This window comes from Chryseobacterium sp. sg2396, from assembly GCF_042610505.1.
Taxonomy (GTDB): Bacteria; Bacteroidota; Bacteroidia; order Flavobacteriales; family Weeksellaceae; genus Chryseobacterium.
Map to the genome: position 1 here is coordinate 79,953 of NZ_JBHGAQ010000014.1, position 19,366 is coordinate 99,318.

The 19,366-nt window shown below is 40.7% G+C and carries 15 protein-coding genes; 4 read left to right on the forward strand and 11 right to left on the reverse strand.

Annotated features, from left to right (window positions below):
• Positions 1-6: 6 nt before the first annotated feature.
• Complete coding sequence (locus ACED20_RS14995) at positions 7-1,359, reverse strand: TolC family protein (protein WP_294240760.1); 1,353 nt, start codon at positions 1,357-1,359, stop codon at positions 7-9.
• 96 nt (positions 1,360-1,455) lie between these two features.
• Positions 1,456-2,049, reverse strand: coding sequence for a TetR/AcrR family transcriptional regulator (locus ACED20_RS15000; RefSeq protein ID WP_378105468.1), 594 nt, complete (start codon positions 2,047-2,049; stop codon positions 1,456-1,458).
• Positions 2,050-2,233: 184 nt separating this feature from the next.
• On the opposite strand from ACED20_RS15000, the gene ACED20_RS15005 reads away from it, so the two are divergent.
• The gene (locus tag ACED20_RS15005; protein WP_378105470.1) at positions 2,234-6,151 is read left to right on the forward strand and encodes a T9SS type B sorting domain-containing protein; all 3,918 of its coding nucleotides are present in this window, start codon (positions 2,234-2,236) and stop codon (positions 6,149-6,151) included.
• Positions 6,152-6,192: 41 nt separating this feature from the next.
• Here the strand turns inward: ACED20_RS15005 and ACED20_RS15010 are convergent, their stop codons facing one another.
• The 9 genes from ACED20_RS15010 to recQ form a co-directional block, all read right to left on the reverse strand.
• A complete protein-coding gene (locus ACED20_RS15010) occupies positions 6,193-7,017 on the reverse strand; it encodes a S1 RNA-binding domain-containing protein (RefSeq protein ID WP_378105472.1) in 825 nt (274 codons plus the stop codon).
• A 46-nt stretch (positions 7,018-7,063) separates the two neighbouring features.
• The gene (locus ACED20_RS15015) at positions 7,064-7,546 is read right to left on the reverse strand and encodes a hypothetical protein (RefSeq protein WP_294292953.1); all 483 of its coding nucleotides are present in this window, start codon (positions 7,544-7,546) and stop codon (positions 7,064-7,066) included.
• A gap of 26 nt (positions 7,547-7,572) precedes the next feature.
• Complete coding sequence (locus ACED20_RS15020) at positions 7,573-8,457, reverse strand: DUF4476 domain-containing protein (protein ID WP_378105476.1); 885 nt, start codon at positions 8,455-8,457, stop codon at positions 7,573-7,575.
• Between the two features lie 97 nt (positions 8,458-8,554).
• Positions 8,555-9,958 (reverse strand): dihydrolipoyl dehydrogenase, encoded by a 1,404-nt coding sequence (gene lpdA, locus ACED20_RS15025; RefSeq protein ID WP_378105479.1) that lies wholly within the window; start codon positions 9,956-9,958, stop codon positions 8,555-8,557.
• 235 nt (positions 9,959-10,193) lie between these two features.
• Positions 10,194-10,433 (reverse strand): hypothetical protein, encoded by a 240-nt coding sequence (locus tag ACED20_RS15030; RefSeq protein WP_294201611.1) that lies wholly within the window; start codon positions 10,431-10,433, stop codon positions 10,194-10,196.
• Positions 10,434-10,552: 119 nt separating this feature from the next.
• Complete coding sequence (locus ACED20_RS15035) at positions 10,553-10,900, reverse strand: hypothetical protein (RefSeq protein WP_378105483.1); 348 nt, start codon at positions 10,898-10,900, stop codon at positions 10,553-10,555.
• Between the two features lie 77 nt (positions 10,901-10,977).
• Positions 10,978-12,057 carry a glycosyltransferase gene (locus ACED20_RS15040; RefSeq protein ID WP_378105486.1) on the reverse strand — a complete coding sequence of 360 codons (1,080 nt, stop codon included), beginning with the start codon at positions 12,055-12,057 and terminating at the stop codon, positions 10,978-10,980.
• Between the two features lie 10 nt (positions 12,058-12,067).
• A complete protein-coding gene (locus ACED20_RS15045) occupies positions 12,068-12,382 on the reverse strand; it encodes a hypothetical protein (RefSeq protein WP_294323974.1) in 315 nt (104 codons plus the stop codon).
• A 241-nt stretch (positions 12,383-12,623) separates the two neighbouring features.
• The gene (gene recQ, locus ACED20_RS15050) at positions 12,624-14,828 is read right to left on the reverse strand and encodes a DNA helicase RecQ (RefSeq protein ID WP_294201620.1); all 2,205 of its coding nucleotides are present in this window, start codon (positions 14,826-14,828) and stop codon (positions 12,624-12,626) included.
• A 158-nt stretch (positions 14,829-14,986) separates the two neighbouring features.
• On the opposite strand from recQ, the gene ACED20_RS15055 reads away from it, so the two are divergent.
• From ACED20_RS15055 to ACED20_RS15065, 3 genes are all read left to right on the forward strand, one after another.
• Positions 14,987-15,946 carry an SIS domain-containing protein gene (locus ACED20_RS15055; protein ID WP_294201621.1) on the forward strand — a complete coding sequence of 320 codons (960 nt, stop codon included), beginning with the start codon at positions 14,987-14,989 and terminating at the stop codon, positions 15,944-15,946.
• Positions 15,947-16,167: 221 nt separating this feature from the next.
• Positions 16,168-16,995: a twin-arginine translocase subunit TatC gene (tatC, locus tag ACED20_RS15060; protein WP_294201623.1), complete on the forward strand. Its 828-nt coding sequence runs from the start codon at positions 16,168-16,170 to the stop codon at positions 16,993-16,995.
• Positions 16,996-17,729: 734 nt separating this feature from the next.
• Positions 17,730-19,358, forward strand: coding sequence for a M1 family metallopeptidase (locus ACED20_RS15065; protein ID WP_294292942.1), 1,629 nt, complete (start codon positions 17,730-17,732; stop codon positions 19,356-19,358).
• Positions 19,359-19,366 lie beyond the last annotated feature (8 nt).

The following is a 19,366-nucleotide window of genomic DNA, read 5'->3' on the forward strand; positions in this document are numbered from 1 at the left end:
AGTTTATTATGGGTTTTGTAATGTATTCAACTCTCCTTTTGCCTTAATTAATTTGATTTCCGCCTGTTTGTAGTCCAGCAGGGCGTTGGCATAATTCTGCTTGGCCTGGGTAAGGGCATTATCAGCATCCAATACTTCGGTTAAAGTTGCCAGACCGTACTGGTAGTTGGATTGGGTATTTTTCTGAACCCTTTCCGCCAATCCCATGTTGTCTTTGGTACTTTCGATGTTAATCAGGGCATTTTCCATGTTCGTAATGGCATTTCTGTAATCCAGGCTTAAACTTAACTGGGTATTCTGAATATCCTGGTCCAGATCCTGAATGTCGATTTCAGCCTGATTGATTTTTGCTTTGGTTGCTCCTCCCGTAAAGATCGGAATGTTAATATTTAATCCGATGGCAGAGAAATCACTCCACAGTACGCCGTTGTTAATACCATTGGTCAAAGGGAATTTCGACCCCGTTGCTCCCCAGCCGTAATTGGCCACGAGGTTTACCGTTGGATATTTATAAGCTTCGGTTGCCTTTTTATTGTATACCAGAAGTTCTCTGTTTTTGTTCAGCACTTTTACTTCGGTACGATCGTCCAGGTTTACATTACTGGCAATAAGCTCCGGTCTTGGCTCGATGGTCTTTTCTTCCAGTTCGATATCGGTACTGATAGGAACACCCATGTAGAATTTCAGGGCATTCTTAGACAGTTCCACCGAATTCCTCAGCGTTTGCCTGTTCGATCCGATATTCGTCAGCTGAACGTTGGTTCGGTCCAGATCGATGGATTTAGCCAAGCCATTATCCACAAGGCTTTTGATGACATTTCTTACCCTTTCGGTATTTTCGTAGCTGGCTTCGACGGTTTTCAGGTTTTCTTCCTGAACAAATACCTGGTAGTAGGCCGTTGCTACATTTTCGATGATCTGCTCATTGGTAAGCTGGGCATTCAGAACATAGAATTCTCGGGTGGATTTCGCTGCCTTAAGCCCGGTAAACACCCTTTGATCAAAGATGGCCTGCTGAAGCTGTACGGAAGCGGTGGAACTCCAGGGCTGTCCCAGCTGGGCCCGGATTCTCTGCCCACCAAATTCAAGAAGCGATTCCTGAATCACGGGATTGTAGGTAAGCCCGGCTGTAGCATGGATCTGCGGCAACGCGCCCGCTCTGGCTTCATCAATTTTATATTCGGCTTTTGTGATCTGTAAAGCGGCTTTTTTGGCTTCCGCTTTATTCTGGAGTGCCTGCTTAATGGCTTCCTGAAGGGAAACCTGCTGCTGGGCAGACGCCAATGAAAAACCGAACATCATAAATGCAGCCGCTATTCCTACTTTCAGCTTGTTTGCAGTTATACGTTTACTTTTCATAATATTATACTTCGTTTATTATTTTAATATGTTATTCTTTTCAGTGATTTTATTTCTAAAGGACGAATCATGTGTTAAAATACTTTAACTTTTTTATTAATTTTTAAAAAGCATATTCAGGATAATTTCTTTTCTTTCGGAAATGATTTTATCGAATTCCACTTCATCAATCATCAGATTCTCCATCAGCAACGGCCTTACCGCACTTGGGAAAACCAATAATGAGATCATGTTCAGGAGAAACTGGATGGGTTTCATCGTCTCGATATTTCCCAGTTCCATTTCCGCTTCGATATCTTTATACAGTTTCCTCAGCTCCTCTTTCTCAATATCTTTTTTCTGACAGTTCCCTTTGTTAATCTGCGAAACAATATAGGTTTCCAGGTACGGATACTGCAGGCTTGTCGACAAACTGCCTTCAATGAACTGGGCAATCTTTTCCTTGAAGGGCAAATCTGAATTCATGATGATCTCTGATTTTTCATGTTCTACTTTCTGTGCTTCATTGAAAATGATCTGAATCAGGTTATCCCGGGAACGGAAATAGTAATTGATCAGTGTTCTGTTAACTCCAGCTTCATCGGCAATTTCCTGTGTTGTGGCATCAAACTTACCCTTCACAAAGAATAAATTCTTTGCGGTGTCTTTGATTAATTCCTGTGTTTGGTCTTTTTTTGCTTGATTTGACATTATTGTTAAACAAATTTGTGAGGCAAAACTAAATCAAATTTTATTTTTGACAAAATTGTTAAACAAAATTATTAATAGATTTATTATGATATGCATCATATTTTTAAGATACGGTACAGATTAAGATTTGTTAATTCTTTAGGTGTAATGCATTTTTATATCTTTGCCGGAAATTTAGTAACCGATGCGAAAACTTTTATTTCTATTGACAATTTTCTTTTATATTTCTATTTTTTCACAGAAAAAATATCCCGGAAGCAATGATTATTTCTTTTATGAGAATAAAGGTCAGATAGTTGATCAGGAGGGAAAACCAAATCCGGATGTAAAATATCTTTTTCACTCAGCCGGCCTTAATGTTCAACTCCGGAATTCGGGATTTTCTTATGATATTTACGAAACGAAAAAAACACCGAATCCGAATTCGCAAAGCTTAAAAAAAGACCGGTTTATTGACAAACGGATGTTTTCGGAGGATGAATTTTTATACGAAAATCACTTTCACAGGATCGATATTGAGTTGTTGAATTCAAATAAAAATGCTTCCATCGTCTCTGAAGGTAAATCTCAGGATTACAGCAACTATTACAACATTCCTAATAAACCGAAAGGTGTAACATCCGTTCATCGATACCAGAAAATTACTTACAAAAATATTTATCCTAATATTGACCTCGTATTTTTTAAACCAAAAGATACGCTTAAACCTATTGAATATAATTTCATTATCAATCCCGGAGGAAAAATTTCTGATATAAAAATGAAGTTCAATGGTGCGAAAACCTCGGTAAAGGATAAAAGGCTGCTTATGAAAGTGCGTTTCGGAGATTTATATGAAAATATCCCGAACAGCTGGATGGAAGGAAACAGAAAAGAATACATTGAGGTTTTATTTAAAGATCTGGGAGATCAGGTTTTCGGATTTAATGCTCCTGTTGAAACTTCCAACCGAAAAATAGTTATTGATCCTGTGCCGACACGGGTTTGGGGCAGTTATATCGCAGGGTACGGAGATGATTACGGAAGAGCAAAAGCAGATTTGCAAAACACTTTATATATCTTCGGATGTACCAGCAGCTCCACCAATTTTGCAACTTCCGGAACCTACCAGCAAAATGTAGCTGGCGGGCTTGATGCTTATCTGATGAAAATAACGAAAAACGGTCAGAAAATATGGGGTTCTTACTACGGCTCCAATATGACGGATATGTTTAATGATATTGATTTTGATGAAAATTTTAACATTTATGCAGGAGGAACTGTTGAAAGAGGATTTAATAATACGGATATAATGGTTGTAAAATTTAACAGTAGTGGAGCCCTGATGTTTGAGAAGGAATTTGTTTCCAGCAGAAACGATAAACTTTATACAATTTCCTACAACCAAAATGAGGTATTTATGGGAGGAGATGCCTTTAGTTCGGATTTCCCCACTGTAAATGCAATGCAGCCTTTGAAAAGTACCCCTATGGGATATACCGACGGTATTCTTGCGTCGCTCAATGCCCTCACAGGTAATGTAAACTGGGCCACCTATTTTGGGCGAAGTGATGGCTCTACTTCCGTCTTTCAGATCATGTCTTCTTCCGATCACCTGGAAATTATCGGAGCAACACAATCGGAAAACATTCCAATGGTTAATGCTTTTCAGCCAATAAAAGGAGGCGGTTCCGACGGAATTTACATAAGATTATCGAAATCCGGAAATACGATCCTGAAATCCAGCTACTTCGGAAATTCAGGACATGAATTCGTCCTTAAGGGCAGAATTGTAAATAATACGCTTATCCTTCCGGGAAGATATTCAACCATAGCTTTTCCGACAGGCCAGCCCGGAATATGGAGGGTAAATTTATCCACCCATGTCATGACAAAAAATTATTTCAATTTTAACGGAGAACCTCAGTTACTGGCATATCCCGATGGTTCCGGAAATGTATTTTTTACAGGGCTGCACTCCAACGGGCAACCGGACATTTCTACACCGGGAGCCTATATGGGAATACCTCCGATGTATACTTCTACTTTTTTAATTAAATATAATCAAAATGATGTTAAGGAATGGGGTACCTATTATACCGGGAATGCCGCAACACAACAGGGGGAAGCGACAACAGATTATGAAGGCGGTATTTATCTGACAGGATTTTCCGGTTTGAATACGACCGGTATTGCAACTCCGGGAACATTCCAGCAACAGGGCGGCGGAGCCGGAAATCATGATGCGTTTATTGCTAAATTTAGAGATTGTACCTCTTCGGCAATGGTATCCTCTAACTCCCCGGTCTGCATTAATTCTACTTTGCAACTGAATGCTTCAGGTGGTGCAGTGTACAACTGGACCGGACCCAACGGATTTACTTCCACTCTTCAAAATCCTGTAATCCCTAATGCAACGGCCGTTAATTCCGGAATTTATACCTGCCAGGTATCGGGAACCGGAAACTGTGACGGAAGTTTTACGGTAAATGTAACGGTAGGTGATACGATAGCACCTGTTCCAACTTTAGCCATCCTTCCCAACATCACCGGAGACTGCCACACCGTAGTTTCAAATATTCCGACAGCAACGGATAACTGTGCCGGAACGGTAACGGCGACTACAACGGATCCGCTCTCCTATTCTTTGCCGGGAACCTACGTGATCCATTGGACATACAATGACGGAAACGGTAATACTTCGGCGCAGAACCAGAGTGTAACCGTGACGGCACCTGCGCTTCCTGCTACAGCCAATACCCAGCAAACCTTCTGTGCAAGCCTTCATCCTATCCTTTCCGATATCCAGATTACCGGACAGGGCATCAAATGGTATGATGCAGCGGGAATTCTTTTAGCCGGAACTACACCTTTGGTTAACGGACAGACTTACTTTGCTTCCCAAACCATCAACGGCTGCGAGAGCAATAAAATTGCAATTCAGGTAACCGTAAATAATACGCCGAAACCGACAGGAAATTCAGTTCAGGATTTCTGTATTTCTGCCGTTCCGACTTTATCGAGCCTTGTGGTTACAGGAACTTCCCTGAAGTTTTACGATGCAGCCGGAAACCTTTTGCCGTTAACGACTCCGCTTGTTGACGGAACAACTTATTTTGTAACCCAGACCCTGAACAGCTGCGAATCCGAAAAACTGGCCGTTATGGCAACCCTTTCCACAAATAATGTCCCGGCCAATGACTATTCCGTTACTTTGTGTAACAGCACCACAGGAAATTCAATGAGCATTAATTTAACCTCTTATCAGTCCAGTATTATCGTTAATCCGGGAAGTTATATCTTCACGTATACGGATAATTTGGGGAACCCGATTAACAATCCGGCGAACTATCTGCTGAATGTAGGATCTACGGTCATCCACGTAAAAGTTTCCACACCTGACGGATGTTTTAAAATCGTGAGGTTAAACTTAGCTTTGAACCCGAAACCGGAATTTAACCTTCCTGAAAAGATCGATTTCTGTAAAGGAAAAACCGTAACGCTTGACGCCGGAATCGGTTTTACATCTTATGTATGGAGCAACGGGGCAACGACACAGACGATTGCTGTTTCCACACCCGGAAATTATTCCGTAACGGTAACAAACAGTTTCGGCTGCCAGAATACGGATAACATTCAGGTAAGTTACACCGTTTTGCCGGAAATCGTATCGGTGAACGTAAGCAACAATTCCGCAACGGTAATTCTTTCCGCAACAGGAAATTTTGAATATTCCCTGGATAATTTCAGTTGGCAGGATTCCAATGTTTTCACGAATTTAAAGATCGGTGAATATATGGTTTATGTAAGGACAAAAGGCGGCTGTATCATCGGCCAGAAACCGTTTTCCATTTTCAATATCCCGAATACGTTTACTCCGAACGGAGACGGCTTCAATGATCAGTGGAAAATTGCCGGACTGGAAAATTATCAGGGGACCGAAGTCAATGTTTATGACCGTCGAGGACTTCCGGTTTTCAAAGAAACCATTTCCAAAAAACCATTGGTATGGGGCGGTAAACTGAATGGAAGCCAGGTCCCGACAGGAAATTACTGGTATACGATAAAAGTATCGGATGGCAGAATATACACCGGCTGGCTGCTGATTAAGAACAGAGAATAATACAAAAGAAAAACGAGCGGAAATTTCCGCTCGTTTTTTATTTAGAGTAAACGAATTTTATCGTCAAGGATATCGATGATCTTATCTTTATAAAGTCCTCCGATGGCTTTCTTGAAATTCTTTTTGCTCATCTGTACCTCATCCTTAATCTCTTCCGGTGAAGATTTATCGGATAAATGAAGCAATCCGTAATTTTCTTCCAGCCTGTCTAAGATTTTCTTTTTGAATTCATCGATGTTTTCAAATCCTTCCGGCTGCAGGGATACATCGATTTTACCGTCTTCCCGGATGGCTTTGATGTAGCCAGTTTCTTCGGATAGAGGATACAATTTTTTGAAAACATCGGAAGCATAGATCAACCCGATGTATTTTTTATTGATGACCACATTCCAGCCCAGTTCGCTTTCATTCATCATGATCAGCTCTACTTTATCGCCTTTCTGAAACGGCAGATCCTGGTATTGCGGATTCCTTTTAAATTTCGTGGTTCCGGTGATCAGTCCGAGATCTTCATCAATGTAGATATGCACCAGATACCTTTTGCCTTCAATGATTTTTGTTTTCTGCTGCTTATACGGAATAAAAAGGTCTTTGATAATCCCCCAATCCATAAAGGCACCGCTCGGCAGGCTCTGAACACAGCTCATTACCGCAAACTCATCCACTTCAGCCAGCGGAATTTCGGTTGTCGCCTTTAATTTTCCATCGTCCTGGTATACGAAAACTTCCATGTCATCTCCTTCTTCTTTTTCATCCTGAATGAAAATTTTGGGAAGGAAAGCTTTTTCACCGGATTCGTCCGAAAGGATCCATCCTGAGTTGTTTTTATCTGAAATTTTTAAAGTCTGGGTTTTTCCGATTTGCATGGATGATAAATTAGTCGACAAAGGTACGGAAATTGCCGATTTCCACCTATTGATAATCTTCCAAATCTTTTTTCAGCGCAGCAGCCTCTTTCAGATGATTCTTTTTTTCTTTCTCTTTTTCTGATACACCGGTAGCTTTAACAAGCTTTCCGCTCAGGTAATAATACCTTTCTTCCGACATCAGCACCGGTTGCTTGAGAAATCCCTGCTCACCTGAAATTCTATATTTTTTAAAATGGACAAAAACCGGCTGGCCGCGGTCGAAAAAATATTCCGTCAGATATTTCCAGGCTGATACACTTACCGAATATTCCAATTTTTTAAGTTCTCCGTTATGATAAAACCCTTTAAGTTCGCTGCCATTGTCCGTGATCTGGCCTTTCTCAACAAAATATTCATTGGGAACTGTTTTTACCGTATAATTTCCGGTTCTGTTGATCTGTTCCACGGTTTTCCGGATGGCTGTAACATCCTGGCCATAAGCCAAGCCGAAAATAAAAACCGATAGAAAGAAAAATAAATTCCGCATCTTTTTAAGTTTGAGATGAAAAAGAATTACAGGTGAGAGATATAATCCATCAGTTCCTTCCTGCTGCTTTCAAAATCCAGGGCATCGCCTACTATAAAATATCGATGCTTATCTACGCACTTCGGAAAAAGCAATTTGGCCAATGCAATTTTATTTTTGTCAAAACTTAAATCTTTTACAAACATGCTGATTTGTTTTGAGGTAAACATAGCGTGGCGGCCCTGCGCTTTTATAAAGGCTATCTTTTTATCATCAAACCAAGCTTCTTCTTTCATGGTTGAAAAAAACCGTTGAAAATCCTGATTGTCCATGACATTCGGGTAATTCGCAGCGGTGTCCATATCGCCCTGACTTCCGTAGGGATTATTCCAGACGTCATTCCAGCTGTTGAAACCGTACGACTGGTTTGGTACAGGATAATTATCGAGCAGATACAAACCTTCTGAAGTGAAGAAATCCAGGACCAGCCTGCTGTTGTTCTGTACATTCAAAGTGGTTCTGTAGACGAGATAGCCGCTCTCGTAAATGGAAACCGGAATGCTTCCTGCCGGTAGATCAAAAAACCGGTACTTCCCGGAATTGTTAGACATATATTGGTCACCTACCTCTACGCTGAAAAATCCCTGTTCCGGAATTCTGAGAAAAACCTCCGAATATCCGTAATCGGGATTCCACTGGTAGTTTGGGTTCTTAATTCTTAAACCGTCGGTATTCTGGTTTCTGAGCCCTGTGTTATTGTTATTGCTCCTGTTTTTATCATTGTTATTGTTCTGAAGCCTGGCTTTTGAATCTGAGGATCCCAGTTCAGAAACAGATGCTTCATTTTTCAAAAGTTCTCCTGCTTTTCCTGCTTCCTGTGCCGATACATAGAATCCCGCCAGAAGAATGATTCCGATGATAATATTTTTCATATTCTGTTTTGCTTTATCAATTCTCCTTTATGAAAAAGAGAGGCCAAAGCCTCTCCTAATTTACAATATTTTTAAATGATTACCTGTAGACCAGATATTACATATGAATCGGTCTTTTTGCCGTAGCATCCAACGCTGCTTCCTTAATGGCTTCCGCATACGTCGGGTGTGCGTGTGAGCTTCTGGAGATGTCTTCCGCACTTGCCCGGAATTCCATAGCAATTACCCCTTCTGCGATAAGGTCGGCCGCTCTTGCTCCTACAATGTGCATTCCTAAAACCTCATCGGTTTTTTCATCAGCGATGATTTTCACCAATCCGTCTACATCACCACTTGCACGGCTTCTTCCCAAAGCTCTCATCGGGAAAGAACCTACTTTGTAAGCAACGCCTTCTTCCTTGAGCTGCTCTTCGGTTTTACCTACTCCCGCAACTTCCGGCCATGTATACACTACCCCAGGAATCAGGTTATAATTGATGTGAGGTTTCTGTCCGGCCAGAGTTTCAGCAACGAATACCCCTTCTTCTTCCGCTTTGTGAGCCAGCATTGCCCCTTTGATTACGTCTCCGATGGCGTAAATATTAGCCACATTGGTCTGAAGATGATCGTTTACCTTTACTCTTCCTCTTTCGTCAAGTTCCACCCCTGCTTTTTCAAGGGCAAGTCCGTCTGTGAAGGGTCTTCTACCCACGGAAACAAGACAATAGTCGCCTTCTACTACTACTTCTTCTCCTTTTTTATCTTTGGCTGTAATTTTTACGGTATCCCCGTTTCTCTCTACCGCAGAAACTGCTGTAGAAAGCATGAACTTCATACCTTGTTTCTTAAGAACTTTCGTTAGTTCTTTGCTCAAAGCACCATCCATTCCAGGAATAATTTTATCCATAAACTCCACTACGGTCACCTGAGCACCTAATCTTAAGTAAACGGAACCTAATTCAAGACCGATTACGCCTCCACCGATCACGACCAGGTGTTTAGGAATTTCCTTCAGGTTTAAAGCTTCCGTAGAAGTAATCACCCTTTCCTTATCGATTGAGATGAAAGGCAAAGACGACGGCTTGGAGCCGGTAGCGATGATGGTATATTTGGATTCGATCGTTTCCGTAGAACCGTCGTTTTTCGTTACTTTGATCTGGTTGGCAGATTCGAAGCTTCCCACGCCTTCAAAAACAGTGATTTTGTTTTTGTTCATCAGGTAGCTGATCCCATCCGTATTCTGTTTGATTACCTCGTTTTTACGCTCGATCATTCTGGCAATGTCGGCCTGAGGCTCGTTGATGATGATTCCGTGACCCGCGAAATTGTGCTTGGCATTTTCAAAATGCTCGGAGCTGTCCAAAAGCGCTTTCGACGGAATACATCCCACGTTAAGACATGTTCCTCCCAAAGTCGGGTATTTTTCAATAATTGCTGTTGTGAAACCTAATTGCGCGGCACGGATTGCAGCAACATAACCACCAGGACCGGAACCGATTACGGTAACATCGAATTGACTCATGTTATTTATGAATTTGTTTATTTATTATCTCTTTAGTTCTTACAAATTTAACGATTAATTGCCATACCCCCAAGTGAGTTTTATCAAGTTTTAAAAACGGGGGCGCCTCTATAAAAAATCAACAAAAATATTTGATATCTTTAAAAGTCTCAATGATCTCGCTGCATTATTCAGTAAGGATATTTAAATATTTTTCATCAATGCGCTTCAACTTTGAATCAAGTTTATCCAAAAACTATTTATTGCAGAGTTTTCTTTCATCCCCGATCGGATGAGACTGGATCTCGTTGTAGCAGGTTTCAAAAATACTTAAATCAATCTCTTCAAATACTTTAATTTCGTTGATTCTGCCCAGAAGATAATTCATTTTAAAGTATGCTGAATGTATTTCGATCTGACCTGTAACAATAGCAATAGCATTTGACCTTAATTTCTTTATAAACCGGTTACGTTTCAATTCGTCAAATTTATTCACTGCATTTCATATTATAAAGGGATGAATCCAATATTAGCTCATATGTAAAACTCTTAACGAATAATGCTGCTACAAAACTTCCGGCATCCAGCTTCCCTCTTCTAGCGTACTCCAATAAATCAATCCAAATCAATTTCCCCAACGCCAAATACTGTCGTATTTCCAAAAAATTCGCCACCGTACACATACCATTCAAGGCTTTCAAGATATTCCAATGTATTTTCGGGGGTAATCTGCGGGCGGTCTTTCTTGGAAACCATTCCTTTGTACCATTTACCGGATTCTGGAGTAACGTCTGTATTAAAAGCATAACGTATCCATATCCTTTGGCAAAGCTTGCATTGCTGAATGCTTACTTCCGCATTCTTTCCGTGGGTTTCGTCAATGCCCAATGCTGAAGTTCTGAATTCAGTATAGGATGCGGTTGGCTTTTCACAGGCACATCCCAATTTCTGCATTTTAATCATGAATGAAAATTAAATTTAAATAAATTGAACGGCCAAAAATAAGGATTTAGACTTCCATCCGGCAAACAACCGTTATCTTATTTTACAAGGTCCAGCAGAATTTTCTCATACTGATCGAGAATAATATTTTTTGAAAACCTGGATTTAACCGAACTTTCAATAGCTTCCGGATCATGGGTTTCGTGTAAAATACTCATGATCTTTTGGGCAAAATCCTCATGGTTTTCAATATCGGAAATTTCCCCGTTGATATCTTCCTGAATGATTTCGTTGATTCCTCCGGGACAGTTGTTGGCCAAAGAATAGGTTCCACAGGCTCCTGCCTCAAGCAGCACATTCGGAAAACCTTCATATCTTGACGAAAGAACGAACAGGTCTGCATGTTTCAGAAACCGGTAGGGATTTTCCTGCCGCCCGTGAAAAATAACATTTTCGAGTCCTAAGAAAGCCTTCATCTGCTGCAGCAGATCACGGTCCTGCCCGTCACCCAGAATATGAAGCATCACATTTTCGTTTTTTAGCCTGGAAAATACTTTCAAAAGGTTATCGAAGCCTTTGCGTGCAGATAAATTTCCGATCGCGACGACGTTTTTATAATTGTATTTAAAACTTTCCGGCTTTTGGGAATGTTTAAGCCTTTCTCCGATGAAATCAAAGTCAACCGGATTGTTGATCTTGATGACTTTCTTCCGTTTAATCCTGAAATTTTTGGTAAGATCATTCAGCATATCATCACTCTGGGCAATGATCCTGTGGTAATTATTATAAAAATTATAGAAAAATTTTATCTCCTTCCGCGTCACGTGCTGCGTGACTACATTGGTTTCCCGGGCAATGAATTTTGTCTTCGGGAAAAGCCTGATAAATAAAGATAAATAGGCGTTGACTTCACCGAACCCAGAGAATACGATATCCGGTTTCCTCCGGTAAATTTCTGCCAGGATGGGCTTCAGGGAGTGCCTGATCCTTTCGGTATTGACATCAATAATCTCTACATCTTCTTTCAGGAAATTCAGGTAACCGCCCTGTTTGCGCAAAAGCAAAATCTTAGGCTCAAACCGGTCCCGTGAAAGGTGGTTTGCAATCGTAGTGATAATCCTTTCCGCGCCGCCGGTCTCCAGATCCGGCAGGATAAATATGACAGAGATCTTTTTCATCCCTGTAAAATTAGTAAAAAGTTTTGGTAACCTTCAAACCGAGTTCCTCAAAAACCGGAATAATTTCATTAATATTTTCCACACTCAGGAAAGCATACTCGTCTTCTTTAAAACTCATTCCTGATCGGTTAAAAAAGGAGAACGGCTCATCACTTCTACCGAAAACACCCTCAGGTTCCCCAAATATGATATTGCCGAAAAAACTGCCGCTCATTTCTGCGTTGATTTCATCTATTTCATTCAGTTCCTTATATTTAATAATCTTATCTTTTGTCTTATTAGCAATAATAATTCTTTGGTTTGTAATCAGGTAACAATTATTCATTACTTTAAAGTATTTTAAGATCCATCTAAAAAAAGTAATGTATAAAGCTGAGCAGAACATGATGACCGCTATAATCTGAAACATAAAAAAATCCAGTTTTTTGCTATTCAATAAAAGGAAAAAAGAAACTGCCAGATAAAAAAGGGAAAATACAATTCTGAGCTTCTCCGTTGTATTAAAAAAGAAACTCTTCCGGGGAAGAATTTCTTTTTTAATTATTTCGTTAGTGTCGAGTATCATTTTAGTTAGCAACATCACTGATGAATTTTATCCTCAGCATCCTTACCTCTTCATCGGAAAGTTCATCCCCGAATTCGTCCAGAAGAACCTTCATGCTGTCGCTTTCGGATTCGTTCATAAATTCCATAAAACCGTCTACTATATCTTCGTCAAAATTATCCTCGATGTAATAGTCGATATTTAGCTTGGTTCCCTGGTAAACGATACGTTCCATTTCTTTCAGCAGCTCATCCATCGAGAGGTTTTTGGCTCTTGCAATATCTTCCAGGTCAATCTTTTTATCGGTACTCTGGATAATAAACACCTTGTGGCTGGATTTGTTGGCCACCTGCTTCAGCACCATATCCTGGGTACGTTCGATGTTGTTTTCTTCAACATATTTGCTGATAAAATCGGCGAATTCTTTCCCGTATTTTTTAGCCTTGCCTTCACCTACGCCATAGATTTTGGCAATCTCTTCCACTTTCACCGGATACTGGACCGTCATGTCTTCGAGACTCGGATCCATGAATACGGTGTAAGGCGGAATGCCATGCTTCTTGGCTACTTTTTTCCGTAATTCTTTCAGCTGACTGAAAAGATTCTGGTCGAGCCCGCCGCCGGACTGCATCTGCACCTGATCACTTTCCGCTTTCGTCTGCGTTAAGTCGAATTCCCGGTCTTCCGCGATCATGAAGGAATGTTCCAGCTTGCCGTCCAGTACCAGTCTTCCTTTTTCCGAAATCTTTAAAACACCGTAGGTTTCTATGTCTTTCAGTAAAAAATTCTGAACCGTTGCCTGCCGCAACACCGTTTTCCAGTGGTTGTCTTTTTCTTCTTTCCCAAAGCCGAAGTATAGACTCTGATCCAGCTTATATGATTTTGTAACAGCCGTTTCTTTTCCGGCAATCACGGTAATCAGATCCTTCGACTTGAATTTTTCGCCGGTGTCCCTGATGAGTTCAAGGACTTTCTTAAGATCATCCGTCGCCTCTTTCAGCTTCGGTGGATTAGAGGAATTGTCGCACATTTTAGCGCCGTCGCCATTTACCGGATCGAAATTTTCCCCGAAATAATAAAGGATATACTGTCTTCGGCTCATGGAAGTTTCGGCATAACCCACTACTTCATTTAATAACTGCAGTCCGATTTCACGTTCGGAAACAGGCTTCTGGGCAAGGAATTTCTCCAGTTTTTCAATGTCTTTCGGATCGTAATAGGCTATGCAATGGCCTTCTCCGCCGTCACGTCCTGCACGTCCGGTTTCCTGATAATAGCTTTCCAGCGATTTTGGGAAGTCGTAATGGATGACGAAACGCACGTCCGGCTTATCGATTCCCATCCCGAAAGCGATGGTGGCAACAATAACGTCCACGTCTTCCATCAAAAATTTATCCTGGTTCGCCACTCTGATTTTCTGGTCGAGACCGGCGTGATAAGGCAGTGCATTAATGCCGTTAACCTGCAGGAGCTGCGCAAATTCTTCTACTTTCCGGCGGCTCAGGCAATATACAATCCCCGACTTTCCTTTATTCTGACTGATAAATTTTACGATTTCCCTATCTACATTAACTTTAGGCTGTACTTCATAATAGAGATTCGGCCTGTTAAAGCTTTCCTTAAAGACAAGAGCGTTTGTCATTCCCAATGTTTTCTGGATGTCATCCTGTACCTTAGGCGTCGCGGTAGCCGTTAATGCAATCACGGGAACATCGGCAATTTTATCGATAATGGATTTCAGATTCCTGTATTCCGGTCTGAAATCGTGTCCCCATTCTGAAATACAGTGTGCCTCATCGATGGCAACAAACGATATTTTCACATCTTTCAGAAAATCAAGGTATTCTTCCTTGATCAGCGATTCCGGAGCCACATACAGCAGTTTGGTCTTGCCTTTTTTTATGTCGTCGAAAACCTGTTTGGTCTGGGTTTTGTTTAGTGATGAATTTAAAACATGGGCAACCCCGTCATCAGATGAAAGACCATTCACCGCATCTACCTGGTTCTTCATCAATGCGATAAGGGGCGATACCACAATGGCCGTACCTTCCGAAATAAGTGCCGGAAGCTGGTAACATAAGGACTTGCCACCACCGGTTGGCATGAGAACAAATATGTCCTTTCCATTCATAAGGTTTTCTATAATCTGCTCCTGCTGGCCCTTGAAAGTGGAAAACCCGAAATATTTTTTCAGTTCGCCTGATAAATTGGCTTTTTTTGCGCTCATCTAATTTTCTATTGCTAAATTTGCATCTAATCCAAAGTTATGAATTTTTCGCTTAAAATAAAAGCGAACGAATTTATAAAAATTAAAATTTATATTAAATATCCTTTTAAAAATATAACGTTTTTTAAGAGTGTTTATGTATATCCGATAAGAGTATAATGGAAAAAGCCGATATTATTTCAATAGCAAAAACTACCCTGGAAATAGAAATTGCCGAACTTGAAAAACTAGCCGCCCGACTTGATGATGATTTTGTAAAAGCCGTTAAAGCGATTCACTCGGCAAACGGAAAACTGATCGTAGTAGGTATCGGAAAATCTGCGCACGTAGGAAATAAAATTGTTGCTACCCTAAATTCCACCGGAACACCTTCCCAGTTTTTACATGCTTCAGAAGCCATCCACGGAGATCTGGGGGTAATCCAGAAGCAGGATGTGGTGCTCTGCATTTCCAATTCCGGGAATTCGCCTGAGATTGTAAACCTTGTTCCGTACCTGAAAGATTATTCTTCGGCTCTGATCGGCATGACAGGAAACAGATCCAGCAGGCTTGCCGAATTTTCGGACATCATCCTGGATACGCATGTTGATATGGAAGCCTGCCCCAACAAACTCGCCCCTACCAGTTCGACAACACTTCAGATGGCCCTGGGCGATGCCCTGGCTATTGCCTTAATGGAAATGAATGATTTTAAAGCCAACGATTTTGCCAAATTCCATCCGGGAGGCAGTCTCGGGAAAAATCTAATCTCCAAAGTGGATGACTTTCTTTCCTCGCAAAAGCCTCAGGTTACGGAAAATGCTACTGTAAAAGACGTCATTATCTCCATCAGCAGTTCCAGACATGGGATTACCGTAGTTACCGATCAGGATGAAATCATCGGGGTTATTACCGACGGCGACCTGAGAAGGATGTTGTTGAAAGGCGACGATATTTCACAAGTCCTGGCCAAAGATATTATGTCCGCCAACCCGAAAACCGTTGAAAAAACAGCTTTGGCAAAAGAAGCAATGCAGATTTTAAAGGATAACAATATCGGGCAACTCGTGGTAACGGAAAACGGGAAGTATCTCGGGATTATCGACCTGCATAAACTATTGGATGAAGGCATTAATTAATCCGAATTAGAAAACAGGTTAAAAAGGCCGGAATAGTATTGCTGGAGGTGGGAAAATTCTCATGTCACTGGTATTGCCACCAATCTTTAAGTATCGAATTATCCTGTCCTATTATTTACATTTTTCTGATTTTCTATAATAAACTTCCATCTTCCTTCTCAATACATCCCAATTTAGTAAAACTTTTTTCCTAAATTTGAAATCTTAAAAAATATTATTCTGTGAGTGATGCTAAAGACATGTCCTTCTGGGGACATATTGGCGAACTGAGAGGCCACCTCATCCGTTCGATTCTCGCCATAGTAGTTGCTGCGATCGTTATCGGTTTCAATATCAACTGGATTATGGATCATGTTTTCTTCGGTCCGACCCGGAATGACTTTGCTACGTTTGAAATCGTCAACCATTTTTCCAAAATGATCCTGGGTGAAGACAGTATCCATCTTCCGAAAGATTTTCCGGTTCGTGCCAGTAAGCTTTACCAGCAGTTCAATGTGATGATGGCGGTTTCCATTTTCGGGGGAATTGTGCTTGCCTTTCCGTATATCGTGTGGGAATTATGGCGTTTCATCAGTCCTGCCCTGCATCGTAATGAAAGAAAAAACTCCCTGTTTATCATTAACTCGGTGTGGATCCTGTTTATGACCGGCGTTTTATGTGGCTATTACCTGATCCTTCCGTTTGCGGTTAATTTCGGGGTGATTTTTAAAATATCCAATATTATCATTCCCTTGTATGACCTCAGCGACTATACAACGCTGTTTTTACAGGTTGTACTGGGGATGGGAGTCATATTCCTTTTTCCGGTACTCATCTATTTCCTAACCACTATCGGAATTTTAACCCCAATGTTTATGAAGACTTACCGTCGCCACGCTATTGTTCTGATTATGGTAGTGGCAGCGATTATTACACCGGCGGATGTTCTCAGTATGATGATGGCAGCCTTCCCGTTGCTTCTATTGTATGAATTCAGTATCATTATGTGTTCGTATACTTACAAAAAAGTACAGAAAGCAGCAGCCAATTTACCGGCCGTCCAGAAATAAGTACATAAAAACAATAAATATAGTCCCGCCGATTTTTTCTGCGGGATTTTTTTATGGGGATTCTTGATCTGCTTTAACGTTTTGCAAAACCTACAGTTTCAGAAATCTGTGAGGTTTATTGGTTAAGTTTATTTGAGTGTTGCCTTTTGCTTTGTTGGAATACGCTAAGGGGCTAAGAGACTGGTTAAATAATACTGCTTTAAAGATGCAAGGAATTTGACGCTGTCAAATTTGTATATTGCTAATACTAACCTCTAAAATTTTATGTTCTGAAAATAAGCGGTCTGCAATTTTAGCAAAGATAAAATCCGATCGACTTTTCTATGCAACTCATTTTAAGAACCTTTTGAGCCATTGCGTTTTCCAACAACAAATGTACTATAAAGATTGATCCTTTACCTGCAAAGCAAAATTCACCTTTAACAGACCACCCGGTCAAAAATTCTTTGAATTTTCGCCACTCCTTCAACTTTTGGAGGGGAATTAAGTAAGAATATTCTTTGCTGTTTTTTGATGAAGCTGTATGTGTTGATGAAAAGAAATTAATAAAGTTGATATATATACATCAATCAAATCCTCACAGAAATGACAAGCGAAGCGGATTGACCATTCACCATTCATTTTTAAGGATGTAACAAAACTCCAGATTTCCCGTCTTATCAGAGAGATTTTATATTTTAAATTTAGTTCAGCATCGATTAATTCTTTATTTTAGTCCATTAATTTTATATCAGATGAAAAAACTTTCATATACGCTTTTATTTGCTTCAGGATTGGTTTTCGGGCAGTTGTTTGAAAAGGATAAAGTATTTACCAAACAGGATACTTTAAAAGGATCCGATACCCAGTTCCGGAATTTTTGGGACGTAAAAAAATACGATCTTTCCGTAGAGCCGGATTTTGCGATGAAAAGCATTAAAGGAAATAACATCATCAGCTTCGAAATCACAAAAGATATTGCAAACCCGACTTTCCAGATCGACCTGCAGCAACCGATGAAAGCCGATAAAGTGGAAGCGGGTTTTCCGGTGGACAATTATAAACAGGACGGTGATTTCATCTGGATCAAAGCCAATAAGAACTTTAAAAAGGGCGAAAAATATACCATTAACATTACGTATTCCGGAAATCCCACCATTGCCAGAAATGCGCCTTGGGACGGAGGCTGGGTATTTACCAAAGATAAAAACGGAAATCCTTGGATGAGCGTTGCAGATGAAGGTATCGGTGCATCCGTCTGGCTTCCTACGAAAGACATCTGGAGTGATGAGCCGGACAATGGCATCGTAATGAAAATCATAACTCCGAAGGATCTTGTAGGAGTTGGAAACGGAAGGCTAGTCAGCAAAAAAACGGAAGGCGATAAAATGGCTTACACCTGGGAAGTGAAAAACCCGATCAATGCCTATTCTATCATTCCGAATATCGGGAAATATGTAAACTTTAAAGATGATTTTAAAGGGGAAAAAGGAAACCTTGACCTGGATTACTGGGTGATGGATTATAACATCGACAAAGCCAAAAAGCAGTTCCGGCAGGTGAAGCCTATGCTTTCAGCCTTTGAATACTGGTTCGGGCCATACCCTTTTTATGAAGATTCCTACAAGCTTGTAGAATCGCCATATCTGGGAATGGAACACCAGAGCAGTGTAGCCTATGGAAACGGCTATCAGAATGGCTATCTGGGGAGGGACCTTTCAGGAACCGGTGTCGGTCTGAACTGGGATTTTATCATTATTCATGAGAGCGGCCATGAATGGTTTGCCAATAATATTACCGCCAAAGACCAGGCGGATATGTGGATTCATGAAAGTTTTACCAATTATTCCGAAGTGTTGTTTACGGAAAAATACATGGATAAAAAATCAGCCGATGTATATGCTCAGGGAATACAGCATCTTATTCAGAATGACACTCCGATTATCGGAAAATATGGGGTAAGGAACGAAGGCAGCGGCGACATGTACCCGAAAGGAGCCAGCATGATTCATACAATCCGGCAGGTCATCAACGATGATGAAAAATTCAGGCAGATCCTGAGAGGCCTGAACAAAGATTTTTATCATCAGACAGTAACCACGGCACAGGTTGAAAATTATATTTCAAAAAAATCGGGAATCGATTTTTCCGGTGTATTCAATCAATACTTAAGAACGGTTAAAGTACCGGTCCTGGAATACTCGCAGAAGGGAGAAGAACTCACTTTCCGGTATACCAATACGATTAAAAATTTCAAACTGCCGATTATTGTCGAAGGCACAACCATTAATCCTTCTGAGCAGTGGCAGACCGTAAAATTAAAGAAAGGAAGCCCGGTGGAATTCAACAAAAATTATTACATCAACTATAAAAAGGTTCAGTAAATGATACA